The sequence below is a fragment of the Chitinophaga sp. SVR4-12A genome, from assembly GCF_056754765.1.
In genome coordinates this window covers 5,598,499-5,616,927 of sequence record NZ_JBPGWP010000001.1, presented here as the reverse complement: position 1 = coordinate 5,616,927, position 18,429 = coordinate 5,598,499, and the positions used below count along the sequence as shown (strand labels likewise).

The window sequence follows — 18,429 nt, the reverse complement described above, 5'->3', positions numbered from 1 at the left end:
TTGTGTTTATGTGGTATGTAACTATACTACCCGCAAAGATAGAATATTAACGCGGAACGCTTAATGCCTAACGCCGAATGCCTGATACCGGCGCGTTAAACATTAAGCGTTCTGCGTGCTGCATTTGTTAGAAGGAAGGACATAAAGTAGCCCTGCGGGCGCCACTGAAAGCACGGTTGGGATAAAGCCCTGTATACACAATACCGATCTCGTAAGCGCCACGGCGGCCGTTGGAATTAGCCAGCTGCGAAGTGGTGACATCATAGCTGAACATCATTCTTACCCTGGAGATCTCATAGCCTACCAGGAATACTGCGGCATCGCTGAAGCGCAGATAAGCGCCGCCAAATACCTGCTTGGTACCATCGCCTGAAAGATTGTAAGCTACGTTGCCGCCTGCTACGATCTCCCTTGATCCTGCCTGGCGGGCATAATAAGCGCCCGGGTTAACGATCACGTTATCGCTCACCTTAAAGATACCATTCAGGAAGCCGATATAGCGGCGGTCTATCTGGTTATTGCCTTCATAGAAACTTTCATGCGGCTTGTTCACGTGCTGTACAGAAAGGCCGCCATTGATATAAATGTTATCCGTAGGGAAGTAAGCATAGTTCATGCCCACCTGTATGTCAAAGTAATTTACTTTCGACTGCGTGATAGGTTCTGCCGTAGGCAGCTGCGAATCAAAGAACTTACCATTCCACTGATCGCCAAATGTCAGCTTGGCGATATCCACCCGCTTGCTGGCCGATCCCATGTTAAACCCGAGGGAAAGCAGGCTGCTTTGCCCCAGCAACTGGTGATACGCCACCGATCCGTACACCTTGGTAGAGGTAAGGTTGCCACTACCCGCCACATCGCGGAGCACAACGCCGCCAACACCTACCCAGCCATATTCCAGCCTGTCGCGAAACAGCTGGAAATCGGCAAAGGCCGACATCGTTTTATAAGGCACCGGAATGCTGGCCCACTGGTTACGGTAATTAATACCTACCCTGTAATTACCATCCGGAATAAAGCCTGTGTTAGCAGGGTTGGTGGTAAGGGGGGAATTAAAGAACTGCGAAAAATGCAGATCCTGCGCGGTAACCTGTACAGTTGTGAACAACAATACGATACCGGCTAAATAATATTTTACTTGCTGCTTCATGGCTCGTCATCTTAACAAAGTGATATTTCCCGTCTTATTGGCTGTCGTCCCGTCGCTGAACTCTACGCTTACTACGAATGCATATGCGTCCATGGGTTGTACTGTGCCTTTGAACCTGCCGTCCCAGCCTACAGTGGGATCGTTGGATTCAAATACAAGCTGTCCCCAGCGGTTGAAGATCTTAAAGTTGAATTTTGCAATACCGAAGCCGCGTACCATCAGCACATCGTTCATGCCGTCTCCGTTGGGCGAGAAAGCATTTGGCACATCGAACAAGGGTATTACAATAGCAGCTACCTGCTTGCAGATGGTGTCCGTACAACCGGCTGCGTTAGTAGCCAGCAGGCAAACATCATAGGTACCGGTCTTGTTGTACTGGTGCACCGGGTTTGTTTCCGAAGATACCTGTCCATCCCCGAATTCCCACAGGTAACTGACGGCGCCGATACTCTGGTTGACAAAGGTAGTAGCCGTATTTTCTACCGGCTTCACCGGCGTAAAGGTGAATTCAGCGGAAGGCGGCCCAAACACGGTGATCGTGATGGAAGTATCATCCGTTATGTTACAGGTGTTGTTATCCACCACCTGCAGGCTTACGGTGTAAGTGCCCGGGTTCGGGTATGTATGTATGGGATAAGCATCTGTAGAAGGCGCGCTGCCATCTCCGAAGTTCCAGGTAAAGCTTTCACCGCCCTTGGTAGTATTGTCAAAGCTGATAGTAGACGGCGCGCAGGAGCTATCCGGCGCTACAAAGCTGGCTACCACGTTAGCGGCCACACGCAATACCAGTGTATCTGTATGCGGTGCATTACAATAATTGGTATCTATCAATGTAAGCTGTACCCTGTAAATGCCATCCTGCGCATAACGGTGTGCATACGGGAAGTCGCCCATACCAACCGTATCCGGCGGCGTGCCGTCACCCAGGTCCAGCAGGAAGGAAGTTGGAGTAAAAGGTTTACCTGCAGGCGCTACAGAATTGTTGGAGAACAGGTAGCGCAGCTCTTCGCAGGGCGGCTGCCTGTCTGCAGTGATATCTACCGTAGCCTGGTCTGCACGGATGCGCACATCTGTGTAAGCAGTATCGCAACCGTTACAGCTGGCCGGATCGCATTTGATGAGGCGTATAGTATAATCACCGATCCGTGAATAAGTATGTGTAACGGTATCCTGTGTGCCGCTGACATCCGGGCTGCCGTCGCCAAAGTTCCAGGTCCAGGTCTGCGCGGGTACACCGGTAGTGTCTACAAAAGTAATGGTAGCAGGCACGCAGTAGTTCCTTTTCCTGTCCAGTGTTTTAATGCCTGCTTTCACCCCATCCAGGTTGAATGCAATCTTCAGCAGGCCCAGGTTACAGAAGGGTGGCGGTTGGGTGGCGTATGCACCCGGTGTAGTTGGATAACGCGGCTTTGCCTGCGTATTGGCAGAAACGTTACACCAGGCACAAATACCCTGGTAGATCACACCGTTCCGGTCAAAGCGGCTGGTACCGCCATCCACATGCTCATACAAACCATTGCCGCCAAAGAAGCTGGCAAACAGCACGTCGGTGGCATCACGCTGCAGCACAAAGAAGTAGAAGTCCTGGTCGTCTGTGGTCCGCTGCAAGGGATTCTTGGTGATCAAACCGCTGGTGCCTGAGTTAGGATAACGGAGTGATTTATTGATACCACCGCCCCAGCCGGACACATACACATTCTCACACCTGTCTACCAGGAAGGCCACTGGCGACAGGCTCGGATCTGCGGCCTGTTTACCAAAGGTGGTGGAATAAACAAAGTCTGAGAGATTTGGCTGCAGCTTCGCTATAAATTGTTTTGAATTATCGTTATAAAAAGTGGCGGTACCAGGCGGCTGACGGGTAGGCCAGCTGCCATCTGTAGTGCCCATCACATATACAAAGCCGCGTGTATCGGTCTGTATACCGTAGATCTGGTCTGCGGCTACATTGTTAGCGCCGAGGAAAGTGCTCTGCAGGATGCTCCTGCCATCGCTGGTGATATGCGTGATAAAGCCATCACAGATACCACCGCGATAACCGCCATAGATCACACCACCGGTAGTGCGGAAGTCTGAGCTGGCAGTGCCGCCCGCTACATACAGGCTGGCTCCGTTGAGCGACAGCACATATGCTGCATCTTCTTTTGAACCGCCTATGAAGCTGGACCATACCAGGGCGGTACAATTGGGATCGATGCGCATCACTACACCATCCTGTGAACCGCCGAAACTGCCCTGGAAAACATTGGCAGTAACCGGGAAGTCAGAAGAGCGGGTACAGCTGGCCACAAATACGTTACCCGCGCCATCCAGCACTACTTCGCTGCGGGCGTCGTCTCCATAGTTGCGTAATAATACCCAGCTACCGGCTTGCCGGTTCTCGCGCATATTCACCCCATCATCGCCGCTGCCGCCGATGATAATGGAGCCGATGCGGGCCGTGCCCGTAGCATTCAGCTTCACGATGGCAACGTCCCATCCCCCGCGGGGGCCTACAACAGTAGTGAACGGAAAATTGCTGGAAGTGGTCCTTCCGCTGATCACCAGGTTACCTCCTGCATCTGCAAAAAGGCTATGGGGCTGTTCATCGCCATTGCCGCCTATATAAGTGGCGTACACCAGGTTGCGGCCATTAGGCGCAAGCTTGCTGATGCCAATATCGAACTGTCCGCCTGCAAAAGCGTTTTGCACGGCACCTGTGGTAACAGGATAGCCCTGCGCCCATACGATGCCGCCGCCATAAAAATATCCCTGGTTGTCGTAAGTAGCGGTAAAGCCCCAGTTATCAGCACGGGAGCCTGATACACTGGAAAAGACATAAGTGGGATCTATGATGAGCGGGTATTGCGGATCATAATTGCCAGACAGCTTAAACCCTACTTTGCTGCCGTTTAAGCGGTAACTCACCTTAACGGGCACACGTTGATTGTTCACGTACTGGTATGCATAAGGCATCAGTTCTGTGGTGGTGCCAACGGAGGTAGTGATCTCCAGCTGTTCTTTTCTTATTTGAAGTTTGGTAGCGCCGTTATATTGCAGCTGTATCCTGGACGGATCGGCGCCCGGTTGAACGATCAGATCATACTTTAGCTGGGAAGCTTCTGAGTACACCTGCATATCGATACCCGCATACAGGTCTTTGTACATCACGCGCTGGTAAGACTTTACGTTAGATTTCCAGCGGGTAGAGTCGTTCCCGATGATATAGTTGCTATACCCCTCAACCGGTTTATCCGGTAGTACCTGGGGGTTGGCTGCAGCGTTCAGGAAAGTTACCTCATAAGCATGTCCTCTTACAACTGGTTTCTGCGGCTTGTCAAAACCGGGTACTTCTTTGCCATTGCTTACGGAGAGATCAGGGTTTGCTACGCCTGTAGCTTTTTTTGCGTCATAGTCCACTGTAGGAGTACGATTTGGCTCAGCATGGCCGTGCAGATATTCTGTCAGCCTTACATAGTCATCCTTATTTAACAGATAAAAGGTGAAGCCATTTTTTTTGAGAAAGATGGTTCCGCCGCCGAGATCCGTTTTATATAAGAAGTCTCCTTCCCACTGGCCTTTGTTCTCTACAAACTGCAAAGGCGTGAAATTACTGTTCTCCTGTGCCTGAGCCGGGGCTAAGATGAGCCAAAGAGCAACACTCAAAAAACCGGCAAGGAAAGTAAATTTCAACGGAATAGATTTTACGTTTTTTTCCTTAACTAATATACTACAATTAACGGGGAAAGGGGGTGAATTGTTACCAAATTCCCGGCATCATTTATATTCAACCAGTTAAGTTATACGAAAAAACGGACAAGCAGGTTGCGTTGTTCATAAACAAAAGATTAGGAGGTTTCCGGCCGGATGGCAGGACAATAATACAACGTTTTCGCCGTTGCAAAAATTGTTATCCTCCCCCTCCTTTATTTTTAGCGTAACAAAGTAATACTTCCCGTCTTATTGGCCTTGGTGCCGTCGCTGAATTCAACGTAAACGGAGTAAGCATACGCGTCCATTGACTGCAGGTTACCTTTAAAGCGGCCGTCCCAGCCTACGGAAGGGTCGTTTGACTCAAATACCAGCTGCCCCCAGCGGTTAAAGATCTTCAGGTTAAGCTTTGCGATGCCGAAGCCTCTTACCAGCAATACGTCGTTCATACCGTCTTTATTGGGAGAAAAGGCGCTGGGCACATCAAACAGCGGCACCACAACAGCGGCTACCTCCTGGCAGAGGGTGTCCGTACAGCCAAACTGGTTAGTGGCCACCAGGCACGCATTGTAAGTGCCCGTCTTGTTGTACTGATGAACCGGGTTGGTCTCGGAAGAAGTCTCGCCGTCCCCAAAATCCCAATGGTAACTGATCGCCCCAACAGATTCATTTACAAACCTCACCGGCGTGTTGGCCTCCGGCTTGGTAGGCGTGTAGGAGAAACCGGCCGTTGGCGCGCCGCTGATAACGATGGTGCGGGAGGTATCGTCCCGGATGTTGCAGGTGTTGTTATCTACCGCCTGCAGGGTAATGGTGTAGGTACCAGGGTTCTGGTAAACATGGGTGGGGTAAACATCGTTAGACAGCGGGCTGCCGTCTCCAAAGTTCCAGGTAAAGGTTTCCCCGCCTTTGGTGGTATTATTGAAGGCGATGGTGGCAGGCGCACAATCGTGGTCGGGCGCTTCAAAACTGGCTATTACGTTGGCGGCCACACGCAGGGTGATGGAATCTACCTGCGGGGCGTTACAATAATTCGTATCCACGAGGGTAAGTGTTGCCCGGTAGATCCCGTCTGCCGCATAGGCATGCGTCCAGGTGCCCAGGCCCACTGTTCTTGACGGCGTACCGTCACCAAAGTCCAGTATAAAAGATTGATTGGTAAACGGCTTACCTGCAGGCGCCTGGGAATTATTGGTAAACTGGTAGTTCAGGTCTTCGCAGGGCTGCAGGCGCGTAGCGGTCAGGTCTACCGTGGCCTGGTCATCCTGTACCCGCACGTCTGCATAGGCGGTATCGCAGCCGTTACAGCTGGTGGGATCGCATTTGATCAGGCGCACCCGGTAATTACCTACCCGCGTAAAAGTATGGGTAACAGTATCCAGGTTCCCACCCACATCGGCGGAGCCATCTCCAAAGTTCCAGGTACGGCTTTGTGCAACAATACCGGTGGTATCTACAAAGGTGATGGTAGCCGGTACACAGTATTTATCTCTCCGGTCAAGTGTTTTAATACCAGCTTTCACGCCGTCCAGGTTGAAGGCGATCTTCAGGGCGCCGTAGTTGCAACCGGGAGGCGTGGGCGCCGGAACGGTAAGGGGGTAACGCGGCTTGCTTCCCGGCCCTTCATAACACCAGGCACAGATACCCTGGTAAATCACCCCGTTACGGTCAAAACGGCTGGTGCCGCCATCTACATGCTCATATAGCTGGTTTCCGCCAAAGAAGCTGGCAAAGAGTACATCTGTAGCATCGCGTTGAAGCACAAAGAAGTAAAAGTCTGCGTTGTCCGTAGTACCCTGCAGCGGTTTCCTCGTGGGCAAACCGTTCGTGCCTGAATTGGGATACCTCAGGTCAATATTGATCCCGCCACCCCAGCCAGACACATACACATTCTCACATTTGTCTACCAGGAAAGCCACCGGTGATATACTGGGATTAGGGTCATTTTTACCAAAGGTGGTGGAATAGACAAAATTAGACAGGTTGGGTTGCAGCTTACATATGAACTGTTTGGAATTGTTGTTATAGAAGCTCCCTGTTCCGGCTGGCTGGCGAATAGGCCAGTTGCCATCCGTAGTGCCCATAATGTATACAAAGCCCCTGGCATCCATTTGTACGCCGTAGATCTGATCGGCCGACACATTATCGGCCCCCATATAAGTGCTTTGCAGCATGCTGGTCCCGTCTGCCGTAATATGGCTCAGAAAACCATCGCAGATACCACCGCGATAACCCGTATAGAGTGCCCCGGCCGTAGTACGGAAGTCGGAGCTGGCAGTAGCTCCCGCCACATATAATGTGTTGCCGCTGATGGCCAGCACGTAGGCCGCATCTTCTTTTGAGCCCCCAATAAAGCTGGCCCAAACGAGGCTACGGCAATCGGGGCTCAGCCGCATCACTACCCCATCCTGTGTGCCGCCGAAACTGCGCTGAAAGGCTCCTGCCGTCACCGGGAAAGTGGAAGAACGGGTACAGCTGGCTACATATACATTGTCTGCCGGATCTACCACCACTTCACTCCGGGCGTCATCACCGTAGTTGCGAAGCAATCCCAAAGGGCCTGAAAAACGGTCCTCCCGTATGTTCACCGCATCGTCCTGCGGCCCGGCAATGCACAGCGCACCAATGATGGCAGACCCTGTGGCGTTGAGCTTCACGATGGCAATGTCCCATCCACCGGGGGTACCTACCCTGTTTGTAAAGGGAAAATCCTGGGAATTATTGGTGCGGCCACTGATAACCAGGTTGCCCTGGGAATCTACGATCAGGCTATGAGGCTGCTCATTTCCCGCACTGCCTATATAAGTGCTGTAGATCTGCGTGCGGCCGTTAGGTGAGAACTTGGTGATAGCGATATCAAAATCTCCTCCCTGGAAAGAGTTTTGTACGGCGCCCGGCGTAACCGGGTAGTTTCCCGGGGAAAAGGAAATACTTCCCCCGTAAAAATTGCCCTGCGCATCGTAGGTGGCGGTAAAGCCCCAGTTATCAGCTCTTGCGCCCGAAACGGCAGAAAACACATAGGAAGGATCTATTACCAGCGGATACTGAGGATCATATGCACCAGACACTTTAAAGCCAACCTTGTTGCCTTTGAGACGATAGCTCACTTTTACGGACACACGCTCATTATTCACATACTGGTAAGCAAAAGGCATCTGCTCTATCACCGTGCCTACGGAGGTGGTCACCACCAGCTGCTCTTTCTGTATCTCCAGCTTATCTGCGCCGTCATACTGCAGCAGCACCTGCGATGGATCCCCACCGGGATGTACGATGAGGTCGTACTTCAGCTGTGAGGCTTCCGAATACACCTGCATATCGATGCCTTTGTACAGTGATTTGTACATTACTGACTGGTAAGACATTACATGGGATTGCCATTTGCCGGAATCGCTGCCCAGAAAATAATTGCTGTACCCTTCTGCTGGTTTATCCGGCACAATTTCAGGGTTAGGCGAAGCGCCCAGGAAAGAAACCATGTAGGCATGGGCTTTCAATGCGGGCCGCTGGCGGGGCTGATCATTACCCGGCGCCTGGGCCGAACCGGTATTGGCAGTAGCAATAGCGTTATTATTAGCGACTGTTTTTGCATCAGGATTAACGTAGGGAGGTTTGCCTTCCGCAGAATGGGAATGCCCGTGATAGTACTCTTCCAACTTTTCCATGCCCTGCGGATCAAGCAGGTAAAAGGTAAAACCATTCTTCCTGAGATAGATATAAGAATTCCCCACATCTGATTTATATAGAAAATCCCCTTTCCACTGGCCTTTGTTCTCTACAAACCGCAGGGGCGTAAAATTGGTAGTGGCTGAAGACGATTGTCCTTTCAGCTGACCGTATTGGAGCATGCCCAGCGAAATACCCAAAAGAACGGCAAGGGAAGTGATTTTCAAGGGATTCTTCTTTTTAAAGTTCAATGTATACACGCGCGTTCTGGCTTTAAATGGAATCTGTTAAACGTATGATGTGCCTTTGACGTTACACCCGGTTTACGAAACACGCAACGTAAAACGGAGCGGGTTAGTATAGGCGTTATATTAACGTATATCCTGTCAGGAAATTTTACTCCATTGGGATTTCCCCCGTTGCGAAGCTAAAAATTCCCGCAGGGGATGATTTTCGGGTAATGCAAGATCGGGATCTTCCTGCAGCAGCTTTTCTGCAGAGGTACGGGCGGCATCCAATATAGGGCGGTCTTCCAGGATATCCGCCAGCTTGAAGTCCAGCACACCGCTCTGCCGGGTGCCTTCCATATCGCCGGGGCCGCGCAGCTCCATGTCTTTTTCAGAGATGATAAAACCGTTGTTGGTCTGTACCATCACGTTAATCCTCTCCTTTGAATCTACTCCCAGTTTGTAACCGGTCATCAGTATGCAGTAAGACTGCTCCGCACCCCGCCCTACTCTGCCGCGCAGCTGGTGCAGCTGGGAAAGCCCGAAACGCTCGGTGCTTTCGATCACCATAACGGAAGCATTGGGTACGTTCACGCCTACTTCTATTACGGTGGTGGCCACCATGATCTGGGTCTCATTACGGGCAAAACGCTGCATATTGGTTTCCCGCATCTCTGCGGGCTGGCGCCCATGCACCATACTGATGTAAAACTGGGGTTCGGGGAAAAACGCCTTTACCTCTTCGTAGCCTTTCATCAGGTTCTCATAATCCATCTTTTCAGAATCCTCTATCAAAGGGTATACGATGTAGGCCTGTCTTCCTTTCCTGATCTCTTCCTTAATGAAATCCATCACCTGCGGGCGCTGGTACTCGGTGCGGTGAACGGTGGTAATGGGTTTGCGCCCGGGCGGCATCTCATCGATAATAGACACATCCAGGTCGCCGTAAATGGTCATGGCCAGCGTACGGGGAATAGGCGTGGCGGTCATCACAAGGATATGCGGGGGGATCGCATTCTTTTGCCAGAGGCGTGCCCGTTGGGCCACGCCAAAACGGTGCTGCTCATCTACAATGGCCATGCCGAGGTTACGGAACACCACTTCATCTTCCAGCAGGGCATGTGTACCGATCAATATATTGAGGCTGCCATCTGCAGCTGCTGCCAGGATCCCTTTGCGGGCCTTGCCTTTCACACTGCCGGTGAGCAGCGCCACGGTCAGGTTCATAGACTGCAGCAGTTCTGCGATGCCTTTAAAATGCTGCTGCGCCAGTATTTCTGTAGGCGCCATCAGGCATGCCTGGAAGCCGTTGTCTACCGCCAGCAGCATGGTGAGTAAGGCCACCATGGTTTTGCCGCTGCCTACATCGCCCTGCAGGAGGCGGTTCATCTGGCGGCCGTTCATGGTATCCTGCCTGATCTCTTTCAGTACGCGCTTCTGCGCACCGGTCAGGGCAAAAGGCAGGTGATTATTATAAAACTCGTTGAAATAATTACCTACAGATTCAAATACAAAGCCTTGCGATAACTTATGTCGCCTGATCTTGATCCGGCAGATCCTTACCTGGGAAATGAACAGCTCCTCGAATTTCAGGCGGCGCCTGGCCTGCTGCGACTCTTCTTCATTGAGCGGCAGGTGGATCTTGAAAAAGGCCATGGGCCGCGTCATGAGGCGGTATTGCTGTATAACAGGCTCCGGCAGGTTCTCGGGGATCTCCAGGGGAGACAATTGCTCCAGCAGGTTGAAAGTAAGCTTTCCGATAGCCTTGGCCGTTAGCCCTTTGGCTTTCAGCTTTTCAGTGGTGTAATACACCGGTTCCAGGAACTGTTTACCGGTGGCGATGTTTTCCGTCAGCAGGTCCATTTCAGGGTGGGCCATCTGCAGCACGCCGTTGAACACAGAGAGGCGGCCAAATACCAGGTAAGCCACCTGCTCGCGCAGGGCTTTCTGCATCCATTGCCAGCCCTGGAACCATACCAGGTCTATCTCTCCTGTTTCGTCACGCAGCGTGGCCACCAGCCTTTTGCCGCGCTTCTCGCCTATTATCTCCAGCGAAGTGATACGGCCGCGGATCTGCACATAGTCCATACCGCCGTGCAGCTGCGCGATCTTTTCTACCTTGGTGCGGTCCACATAACGGAAAGGGAAATAGTTGAGCAGGTCGCCGAAGGTGTGCAGGTTCAGCTCTTTGCGCAAAAGCTCTCCCCGCTGCGGGCCAACGCCCTTCAGGTATTCTATGGGATTGGATAATATTGCTACTTGTGTTGCGATGGGATGTGATTTTAGTCAATGGTCCATAGTCCATGGTCCATAGCATATCCTGCTATTCAAATATCCGGCTTAATTCAAATTAAATAGTCCATGACATCAAAGCCATGGACTATTTTTATTAACAACATTATTTTGCGGGATGGTCCATCGACCATGGACTATGGACCATGGACTCCCGATTAATCTGCTATTGCTTCCACTTTACCTTCTACAAACAGTTTCATCCACTCGGTGGTCACTGATTTCGGACGCTCAATAGAGAGACCCAGGGCTCTGTCCCAGCACAGGGAAGCCAGTACGCCCAGTGCGCGGGAAACACCGAACAGCACTGTGTAGAACTCATATTCTACCAGTCCGTAATGTACCAGCAGCGCACCGGAGTGTGCATCCACATTAGGCCAGGGGTTCTTTACCTTACCCAGCTCCTGTAAAATGGGAGGCACGGTTTCATATACCATCCATACGATGCGCACCAGCTCATCGTTCGGCAGGTGATTCCTGGCAAACTCCATCTGTGCGGTGAAACGCGGGTCGGTTTTGCGCAGTACCGCGTGGCCGTAACCAGGTACTACCTTACCGTCTGCCAGTGTTTTGCGTACATACTGCTCGATCTGGGATTTGGTAGGCATACCACCACCCAGTTCTTCGCGCATGCTCAGGATCCAGCGGATCACTTCCTGGTTGGCCAGACCGTGCAGGGGACCTGCCAGGCCGTTCATACCAGCGGCAAATGACAGGTAGGCATCGCTCAGGGCAGAACCTACCAGGTGAGTAGTATGGGCGCTTACGTTACCACCCTCGTGATCTGAGTGGATGGTCATGTAAAGACGCATCAGTTCTTTGAAGCCTTCATCTTCGTAGCCCAGCATGTGAGCGAAGTTGGCAGCCCAGTCAAGCATGCCGTTAGGCTGTATATGATCGCCGTTCTTATACTTGCGGCGGTAGATGTAAGCTGCGATACGGGGCAGGCGGGCAATGAGGTTCATGGTATCCTCATACATGTGGCTCCAATAATCCTTTTTGCTGATGCCTTCTGAATAAGCCTTTGCAAAAGCAGATTCTGTCTGCAGAGCCATGATACCCACCGTGAACATGGTCATCGGGTGAGCGGTCAGCGGCAGCGCCTCGATAGCATCAAAAACGTAGTTGGGTACGTGTGAACGGCGGGCCCACATGCTGGACAGGTATTGTACATCTGCTTCAGTGGGTAATTCGCCTATCAGCATCAGATAAAACAAACCTTCAGGTAAAGGCTCCCTGCCACCCTGTGCTTTCGGTAATTGCTCCTGCAGCTCGGGAATGGAAAAACCTCTGAAACGGATCCCTTCATTTGCATCTAACAATGATGTTTCTGTTACCAGGCCGGTTATACCACGCATACCCTGATACACCTGTGCAATGGTTACATCATCAATCTTTTTTGTGCCATGGTTCTTTAACAGGTCCTTGACTTCTGCGCTAAGCTCGTCGGCCTTTACCTTGAACTTTTCTTTTATATACCCCATTTTAATACGATAGTTTGGTAGTTAAAACGAAATCGATCAATTGTCAAAAGTAATGATTTGTTAACTAAGTTAGTATGTTTTTGGCAGTCGCTAGTCGTCAGTCATTAGTCGTTAGTAAATACAAACACTTGCGTTACAGGCATTTATAAAGCCCGTAGAGGGAGAAAATATGAATATTAAAGAAATGTGAATTTTTAACTAACGACTAATGACTGATTACTAACGACTTTTACTTTGGCGCTCTCATGTACAGCCAAACGGCCAGGCCTCCGAAGATAAAGTTCGGAATCCATACGGCCAGCATCGGGTCCAGGTTGGCTTTGGTAGAGAACACCGTAGAAAACTGCAGGAAGATAATATAGGACGCGCTGATCACGATGCCCAGGGCCAGGTGCAGGCCGCTCCCGCCCCTGATCTTGCGGGAAGCGATAATGGCGCCGATCAGGCTCAGGATCACGACGGCCGCCGCGGAGGAGGTACGGCGGTATTTTTCCACATAGTAGATATTCAGGCCTTCTGCCCCACGCAGTTCTTCCCGGGCAATAAATTTGTTCAGCTCAGGCGTGGTCATGGCTTCCTGGATATTACGCTCTTCCACCATTTCCTTGGGAGATAGCGGGATCTTCAGGATAGTATCCTGTTTGTTCCACCAGGTTTCCTTCAGGTTTTTGATCCGGCGCATGGAAACATAATCCAGTTTCCAGCTGTTAGACACAGAATCCCACAGGATGCGGTCGGCCCTTAACTTGAAGGTGATATTCAGCCCTTCTACCCTTTCCATCACGAAGCCGCTGCCGCTCTTGTAATTCGGGTCATAGGTGGCGAAGGTTACGTATGTAAAGCTGTCTACACGGATGGTTCGGTCATACTGGGTCTGCCCCGCGTCGCGCGATCTGATATAAGTATTTTCAAAAGTGGTGCGGATGCGGTTGGCATTTGGCACTACCCAGCGGTTGCCCAGCCAGAGGATGCCGCCGAAAAGGAAAGCGCCTATCACGTAAGGGCGCATAAAACGCCGGAAGCTCACGCCTGCGGTCAGGATGGCGATGATCTCCGTGCGGTACGCCATCTTGGAGGTAAAGAAGATAACGGATATAAAGATGAACAAAGGGAACAGCAGGGCCGCGATATGCGGGATAAAGCCAAAATAGTAATCTACCACGATCGTCCTCAGCGAGAGGTTGTTGCTCATGAAGTCGTCCACCTTTTCCGTAATATCGATCACTACTGAGATGATCAGCAGGACCATGAGGGAATAAATGAAGGTGCCTATGAACTTACGTAGTATATACCAGTCGATCTTTGTCATCGATATTTTTTTGCGCAGGCAATATAGTAATAATAAGTTGTCAGTCGTCAGTTGTCAGTCGTCAGTGATTGGCTGGAGTTTAAAAATTTCACGTTTCTTTAAACTGACGACTGACAACTGACAACTCAGTTACAATCTCGTCTGCAGCTGCTTAACCATCCCCGTTTTCCACGCCGCAAAGGTACCTGCCATGATGTGCTCACGCGCGGTTTTCACCAGCTGCAGGTAGAACGCCAGGTTATGGATACTGGCCAGCTGCATGCCCAGTATTTCGCTGGCAGCAAACAGGTGGCGCAGGTATGCCCGGCTGTAATGGTTACTGGCAAAGCACTGGGTCTCTTCATCCACGGGAGAGAAATCGGTGGCCCATTTCTTATTCTTGATATTGATCACGCCCTGCCAGGTGAACAGCATGCCGTTACGCCCGTTACGGGTGGGCATTACGCAGTCAAACATATCCACGCCCAGCGAGATATTCTCCAGGATGTTCCAGGGGGTGCCCACTCCCATAAGGTAGCGGGGCTTATCTACCGGGAGAATGTCGCATACCAGGCCGCACATCTCATACATTTCCAGCTCCGGCTCTCCCACGCTAAGGCCGCCGATGGCGTTACCGGCGCATTCGCGGGCCGCTATCTCGGTAGCAGAGATGGTACGCAGATCTTTATAGGTGCTGCCCTGTACAATGGGAAACAGCGTCTGTTCATGGCCGTAGGCCGGCTGCGTTTCCTGCATACGTTTGATGCAACGGTCCAGCCAGCGGTGCGTCAGCTCCATCGACTTGCGGGCATAGTGATATTCTGAAGGGTAAGGCGGACATTCGTCAAAGGCCATAATGATATCGGCCCCGATAGTACGCTGAATGTCCATCACGCTTTCAGGCGTGAACAGGTGGCGGCTGCCGTCAATATGCGATTGAAATACCACCCCTTCTTCCTTTATTTTACGGTTGGCGGCCAGGGAGAACACCTGGTAACCGCCACTGTCTGTAAGGATCGGGCGGTTCCAGCCATTAAAGCGGTGCAGTCCCCCGGCAGCTGACAATACTTCCAGGCCCGGGCGCAGGTACAGGTGATAAGTATTCCCGAGGATAATCTGCGCCTGTACATCGCTGCGCAGCTGCTCCTGGGTAACGGCTTTTACACTGCCTACCGTGCCCACCGGCATAAAAATGGGCGTCTCTATGGCGCCATGGGCCGTGGTTAAAATTCCCGCACGGGCACGGCTGTTACTATCTGTAGAAAGAAGGTCAAATTTCATAAAACAGGGGCAAAGGTAACGGAATGCGTGAATATGTCCGCCGGCTGGCGGCTGCGGATACGCTAATGAAAATGAAAATTTCACATTATCTTTTTATCCCCAATGCAGGTACAAATAATCAAAAAACATATATATTTGTCCTCATATGTCGGAAAGCCTGGGTTTAATAACCTTCTATGTATTTGCTACTATTGCCGGAATACAGGTGCTCTACTACCTGGTATTCTTTTCCCGAGTAGCGTTCTACCGCCGCAAGTTCGAGAGCGACGGTACACCGGATCATCCTTTTTCCCTGATCATCTGCGCCAAGAATGAGGAACTGAACCTGCAGAAGAACCTGCCTACGGTGCTGCAGCAGCGTTACGGCTCCATTCAGCAACCGGACTATGAAGTGATCGTGGTGAATGATAATTCTGAGGACGATACCAAGTACTACCTGCGTTCCATAGAAACCGGGTACCCGCATTACCGTCATATTGAGCTAAAACAGGCTGCCAAATTCATTCCTGGTAAAAAGTACCCGCTGTCCATTGGCATTAAAGGCGCGCAGCACGAGCATATCCTGCTCACCGACGCAGACTGCCGCCCGGCCAGCGTGAACTGGCTGTCTATCATGAGCCAGGGCTTCCAAGAAGGAAAAGAAATTGTACTGGGCTACGGCCCCTATCATAAAAAGCCCGGTTTCCTGAATAAGGTGATCCGTTATGAAACGGCTTTCAGCGCCATACAGCACCTGTCTTTTGCGCTGGCAGGCATTCCCTACATGGGGGTAGGCCGCAACCTGGCCTATAAGAAAGAGCTTTTCTTCCGGAACAAAGGCTTCACCAACCACCAGCACCTGGCCTCCGGCGATGACGACCTGTTCGTGAACAGCGCAGGCAATTCGCAGAACGTGGCGGTAGTGATAGACAAACAGGCTTTTACTTATTCTGAACCGAAGACCAACTGGAGCAGGTGGTTCCGCCAGAAAACCCGGCATATGAGCACCGGCAAGCATTACCGCTTTGGCCATAAACTGCTGCTGGGCCTGTTCTCTCTCTCACATTTCCTTTTCTACCCGGCCTTCATTGTAAGCCTGTTCTACTGGCCACTGATGGAGTATGTGCTGATCATCTTCGGCGCCAAAATGCTGGTACAATCCATCATCTTCTTCTTTGCCCTGCGCAAGCTCGATGAGTCCGACCTCTTCAAGTTCTCCTGGCTGATGGACATCTTTATGTGCCTGTATTACATTATCTTCACGCCGGCTTTATTTTTCAAGACTAAAAATCATTGGTAGAAGAAACAGCTGTTAGCTACTAGCTGTTAGCTTTTAGCCCGCGGTTCAAAATATTATAGCTACTAGTCTTTTAGCTAACTGCTAAAAGCTGGTAGCTAACTGCTTTCATAACATGGACATCATCCTCAAATACTTCTCTGATTTTACACCAGCGCAGCTGGACCAGCTGACAGCGCTGGACGCTTTGTACCGCGAATGGAATGAAAAGATCAATGTGATCTCCCGCAAGGATATCGACAGCCTGTACGAAAAACATGTGCTGCATTCCCTGGCCATTGCCGCAACGGTAGAGCTGCCGGATAACCTGCAGGTGCTGGACCTGGGCACAGGCGGGGGCTTCCCCGGTATTCCCCTGGCTATCTTCTTCCCGGGAGTGAAATTCCACCTGGTAGATTCTATCGGTAAAAAGATCAAAGTGGTACAGGCCGTAGCAGAAGGCCTTGGATTGAAAAACGTGACCACCGCCCACAGCCGCGTGGAAGATATTAAGCACCGTAAGTTCGACCTGGTGGTTTCCAGGGCAGTGGCTCCCCTGGGCGATCTCTGGAAATGGAGCAAGCCCCTGCTGAAAAAGGGCCCGGAAGGCCGCCCCGGCGGATTGATTTGCCTGAAGGGAGGGGACCTTACCCAGGAGATCTCAGAAAGCGGATGCCGCCCGAGTATGGTGGAGATCTATAAACTTTTCCAGGAAGAGTATTTTAAGGAGAAGTATGTGGTGGCGGTGAAATTGTGATACTATTTTAACAAAAGTGACAGGGAGCAAGGATACTGTAAGGATAGAGCAAGGATACTGCAAGGATATCCCAGGGATAAAGCAGTTAAAATAACACAAGGGCTCCCTTTCCGACAGGATGGAAGTTCCTTGACCGACAATACGGAGAGTGAGTGGGTATCCTTTTCGAAAAGACCGGCGTGAATTTACAATAAATCCAAACGCCGGTCTCTTCCCTGAGCTTACTTCTTTTTTATTTTGACAGGCAACCACAACCCATCGCATTCAGCATATCCTGGTTGGGGCTCATACTGGCCAGTTTTTCCAGTATATAGAGGTAGGTAGGCAAAACGTGGGCACATCCGTCGGTCTTTTCCCTGTCCTGGTCGTTATCCTTGTTATGATATATTTCCGGGTACTTCGATGAATCGATCGGATATTCGCCGTTTACCTGTACATATTCATTACTCAAACCGTTCAGCCATATCGGTAGCGTGGGGATCTTATCCTGGATATTACAGATCCGGTAATTTTCCGGCACGCTCTTGTTGTAGGTGTCGGCAAAGGTCTGATCCCCTACCATGGGCGAAGCGTAAGTATAAACAGTCAGTTCTCCGCATTTACCGCCGGAATTGTTAGCAGTAGAGATAGCGTACAAGGTGGCCAGGGCGCATCCCAGGCTATGACCGCTGATCACCAGGGGTACGTTACCTGCATCCGGCATGGCCCAGGTTGGGTTTGCGGCTACATCCTTTAATTTGAGGAGTGGTAAAGTATGATTTTTTACATCTGGAGGTGTAACCAGCAGGCCTGATTCGAAAAGCGCTAAAAAACCGGCAACTACGTTCCCTCCATTTGTAACATCTTTAAAGGGCAATGGATTCAGGAGTCCATCATCGAACCATTCAACCGCCGCTTCCGTGCCGCGGATGGCCATTACATAGTTGTAGGGTGAATTTTTGTTCTGCGCTACAAAACCAAAGTAAGCCAGCTGAATGCCGATCAACGTATCGTCATTCATCTGCACGTTGTACAACAGGTTGTAATTTTTCAGGAAATCAACGTCTACAACCGCCGCGTAGCTTGGGTCATTACAGATCTTTTCATATACGCCTGACGAAGGGTTGGCCAGGTTTTCCGGTTTCCTGGATACCAACGGCACCATAGTAGCGCCCAGATGGTAAACGGCATCTGCAAGATTGACTAATTTTGCATAATGAACGGCTTTCTGCAGGTCCAATGCCTGCGCTTTAACAGGGGATTTAACTTGGGATTCCATAGAAGATGGTGGTTTGAGGGTGAATAAATAATTATAAAAATGGAATAGCTACTGGTTTTGAGGGTTCTAACGATTTGCGAA

At 50.9% G+C, this 18,429-nt stretch carries 10 protein-coding genes; 2 read left to right on the top strand and 8 right to left on the bottom strand.

Annotation, left to right across the window (positions count from 1 at the left end; translation table 11 throughout):
• Positions 1–127: 127 nt before the first annotated feature.
• The 7 genes from ACR9Y8_RS22835 to tgt form a co-directional block, all read right to left on the bottom strand.
• Positions 128–1,150, bottom strand: coding sequence for a PorP/SprF family type IX secretion system membrane protein (locus ACR9Y8_RS22835; protein ID WP_481215567.1), 1,023 nt, complete (start codon positions 1,148–1,150; stop codon positions 128–130).
• A gap of 6 nt (positions 1,151–1,156) precedes the next feature.
• Entirely contained in the window at positions 1,157–4,822 is a 3,666-nt protein-coding gene (locus tag ACR9Y8_RS22830; protein WP_481215566.1) for a DUF7948 domain-containing protein, read from the bottom strand.
• Positions 4,823–5,061: 239 nt separating this feature from the next.
• Complete coding sequence (locus ACR9Y8_RS22825; RefSeq protein ID WP_481215565.1) at positions 5,062–8,733, bottom strand: DUF7948 domain-containing protein; 3,672 nt, start codon at positions 8,731–8,733, stop codon at positions 5,062–5,064.
• Between the two features lie 159 nt (positions 8,734–8,892).
• Positions 8,893–10,986 (bottom strand): ATP-dependent DNA helicase RecG, encoded by a 2,094-nt coding sequence (gene recG, locus ACR9Y8_RS22820; RefSeq protein ID WP_481216241.1) that lies wholly within the window; start codon positions 10,984–10,986, stop codon positions 8,893–8,895.
• 197 nt (positions 10,987–11,183) lie between these two features.
• Entirely contained in the window at positions 11,184–12,509 is a 1,326-nt protein-coding gene (locus ACR9Y8_RS22815; RefSeq protein ID WP_481215564.1) for a citrate (Si)-synthase, eukaryotic, read from the bottom strand.
• A 229-nt stretch (positions 12,510–12,738) separates the two neighbouring features.
• Positions 12,739–13,818, bottom strand: a complete 1,080-nt coding sequence (locus ACR9Y8_RS22810) for an LptF/LptG family permease (RefSeq protein ID WP_481215563.1) — start codon at positions 13,816–13,818, stop codon at positions 12,739–12,741.
• Between the two features lie 129 nt (positions 13,819–13,947).
• Entirely contained in the window at positions 13,948–15,078 is a 1,131-nt protein-coding gene (gene tgt / locus ACR9Y8_RS22805; RefSeq protein WP_481215562.1) for a tRNA guanosine(34) transglycosylase Tgt, read from the bottom strand.
• Between the two features lie 145 nt (positions 15,079–15,223).
• Here tgt and ACR9Y8_RS22800 point away from each other — a divergent pair, with 145 nt between their 5' ends.
• Positions 15,224–16,357 carry a glycosyltransferase gene (locus ACR9Y8_RS22800; protein WP_481215561.1) on the top strand — a complete coding sequence of 378 codons (1,134 nt, stop codon included), beginning with the start codon at positions 15,224–15,226 and terminating at the stop codon, positions 16,355–16,357.
• A 112-nt stretch (positions 16,358–16,469) separates the two neighbouring features.
• Positions 16,470–17,090, top strand: a complete 621-nt coding sequence (rsmG, locus tag ACR9Y8_RS22795) for a 16S rRNA (guanine(527)-N(7))-methyltransferase RsmG (RefSeq protein ID WP_481215560.1) — start codon at positions 16,470–16,472, stop codon at positions 17,088–17,090.
• A gap of 232 nt (positions 17,091–17,322) precedes the next feature.
• Here the strand turns inward: rsmG and ACR9Y8_RS22790 are convergent, their stop codons facing one another.
• A complete protein-coding gene (locus ACR9Y8_RS22790) occupies positions 17,323–18,348 on the bottom strand; it encodes a lipase family protein (protein WP_481215559.1) in 1,026 nt (341 codons plus the stop codon).
• Between the last annotated feature and the right edge of the window lie 81 nt (positions 18,349–18,429).

Bases quoted from the DNA above. Each gene is read 5' to 3' on its own strand.
- ACR9Y8_RS22835 (WP_481215567.1), bottom strand. From the start codon at position 1,150: ATGAAGCAGCAAGTAAAATATTATTTAGCCGGTATCGTATTGTTGTTC.
- ACR9Y8_RS22815 (WP_481215564.1), bottom strand. From the start codon at position 12,509: ATGGGGTATATAAAAGAAAAGTTCAAGGTAAAGGCCGACGAGCTTAGC.
- ACR9Y8_RS22810 (WP_481215563.1), bottom strand. From the start codon at position 13,818: ATGACAAAGATCGACTGGTATATACTACGTAAGTTCATAGGCACCTTC.
- tgt (WP_481215562.1), bottom strand. From the start codon at position 15,078: ATGAAATTTGACCTTCTTTCTACAGATAGTAACAGCCGTGCCCGTGCG.
- ACR9Y8_RS22800 (WP_481215561.1), top strand. From the start codon at position 15,224: ATGTCGGAAAGCCTGGGTTTAATAACCTTCTATGTATTTGCTACTATT.
- rsmG (WP_481215560.1), top strand. From the start codon at position 16,470: ATGGACATCATCCTCAAATACTTCTCTGATTTTACACCAGCGCAGCTG.
- ACR9Y8_RS22790 (WP_481215559.1), bottom strand. From the start codon at position 18,348: ATGGAATCCCAAGTTAAATCCCCTGTTAAAGCGCAGGCATTGGACCTG.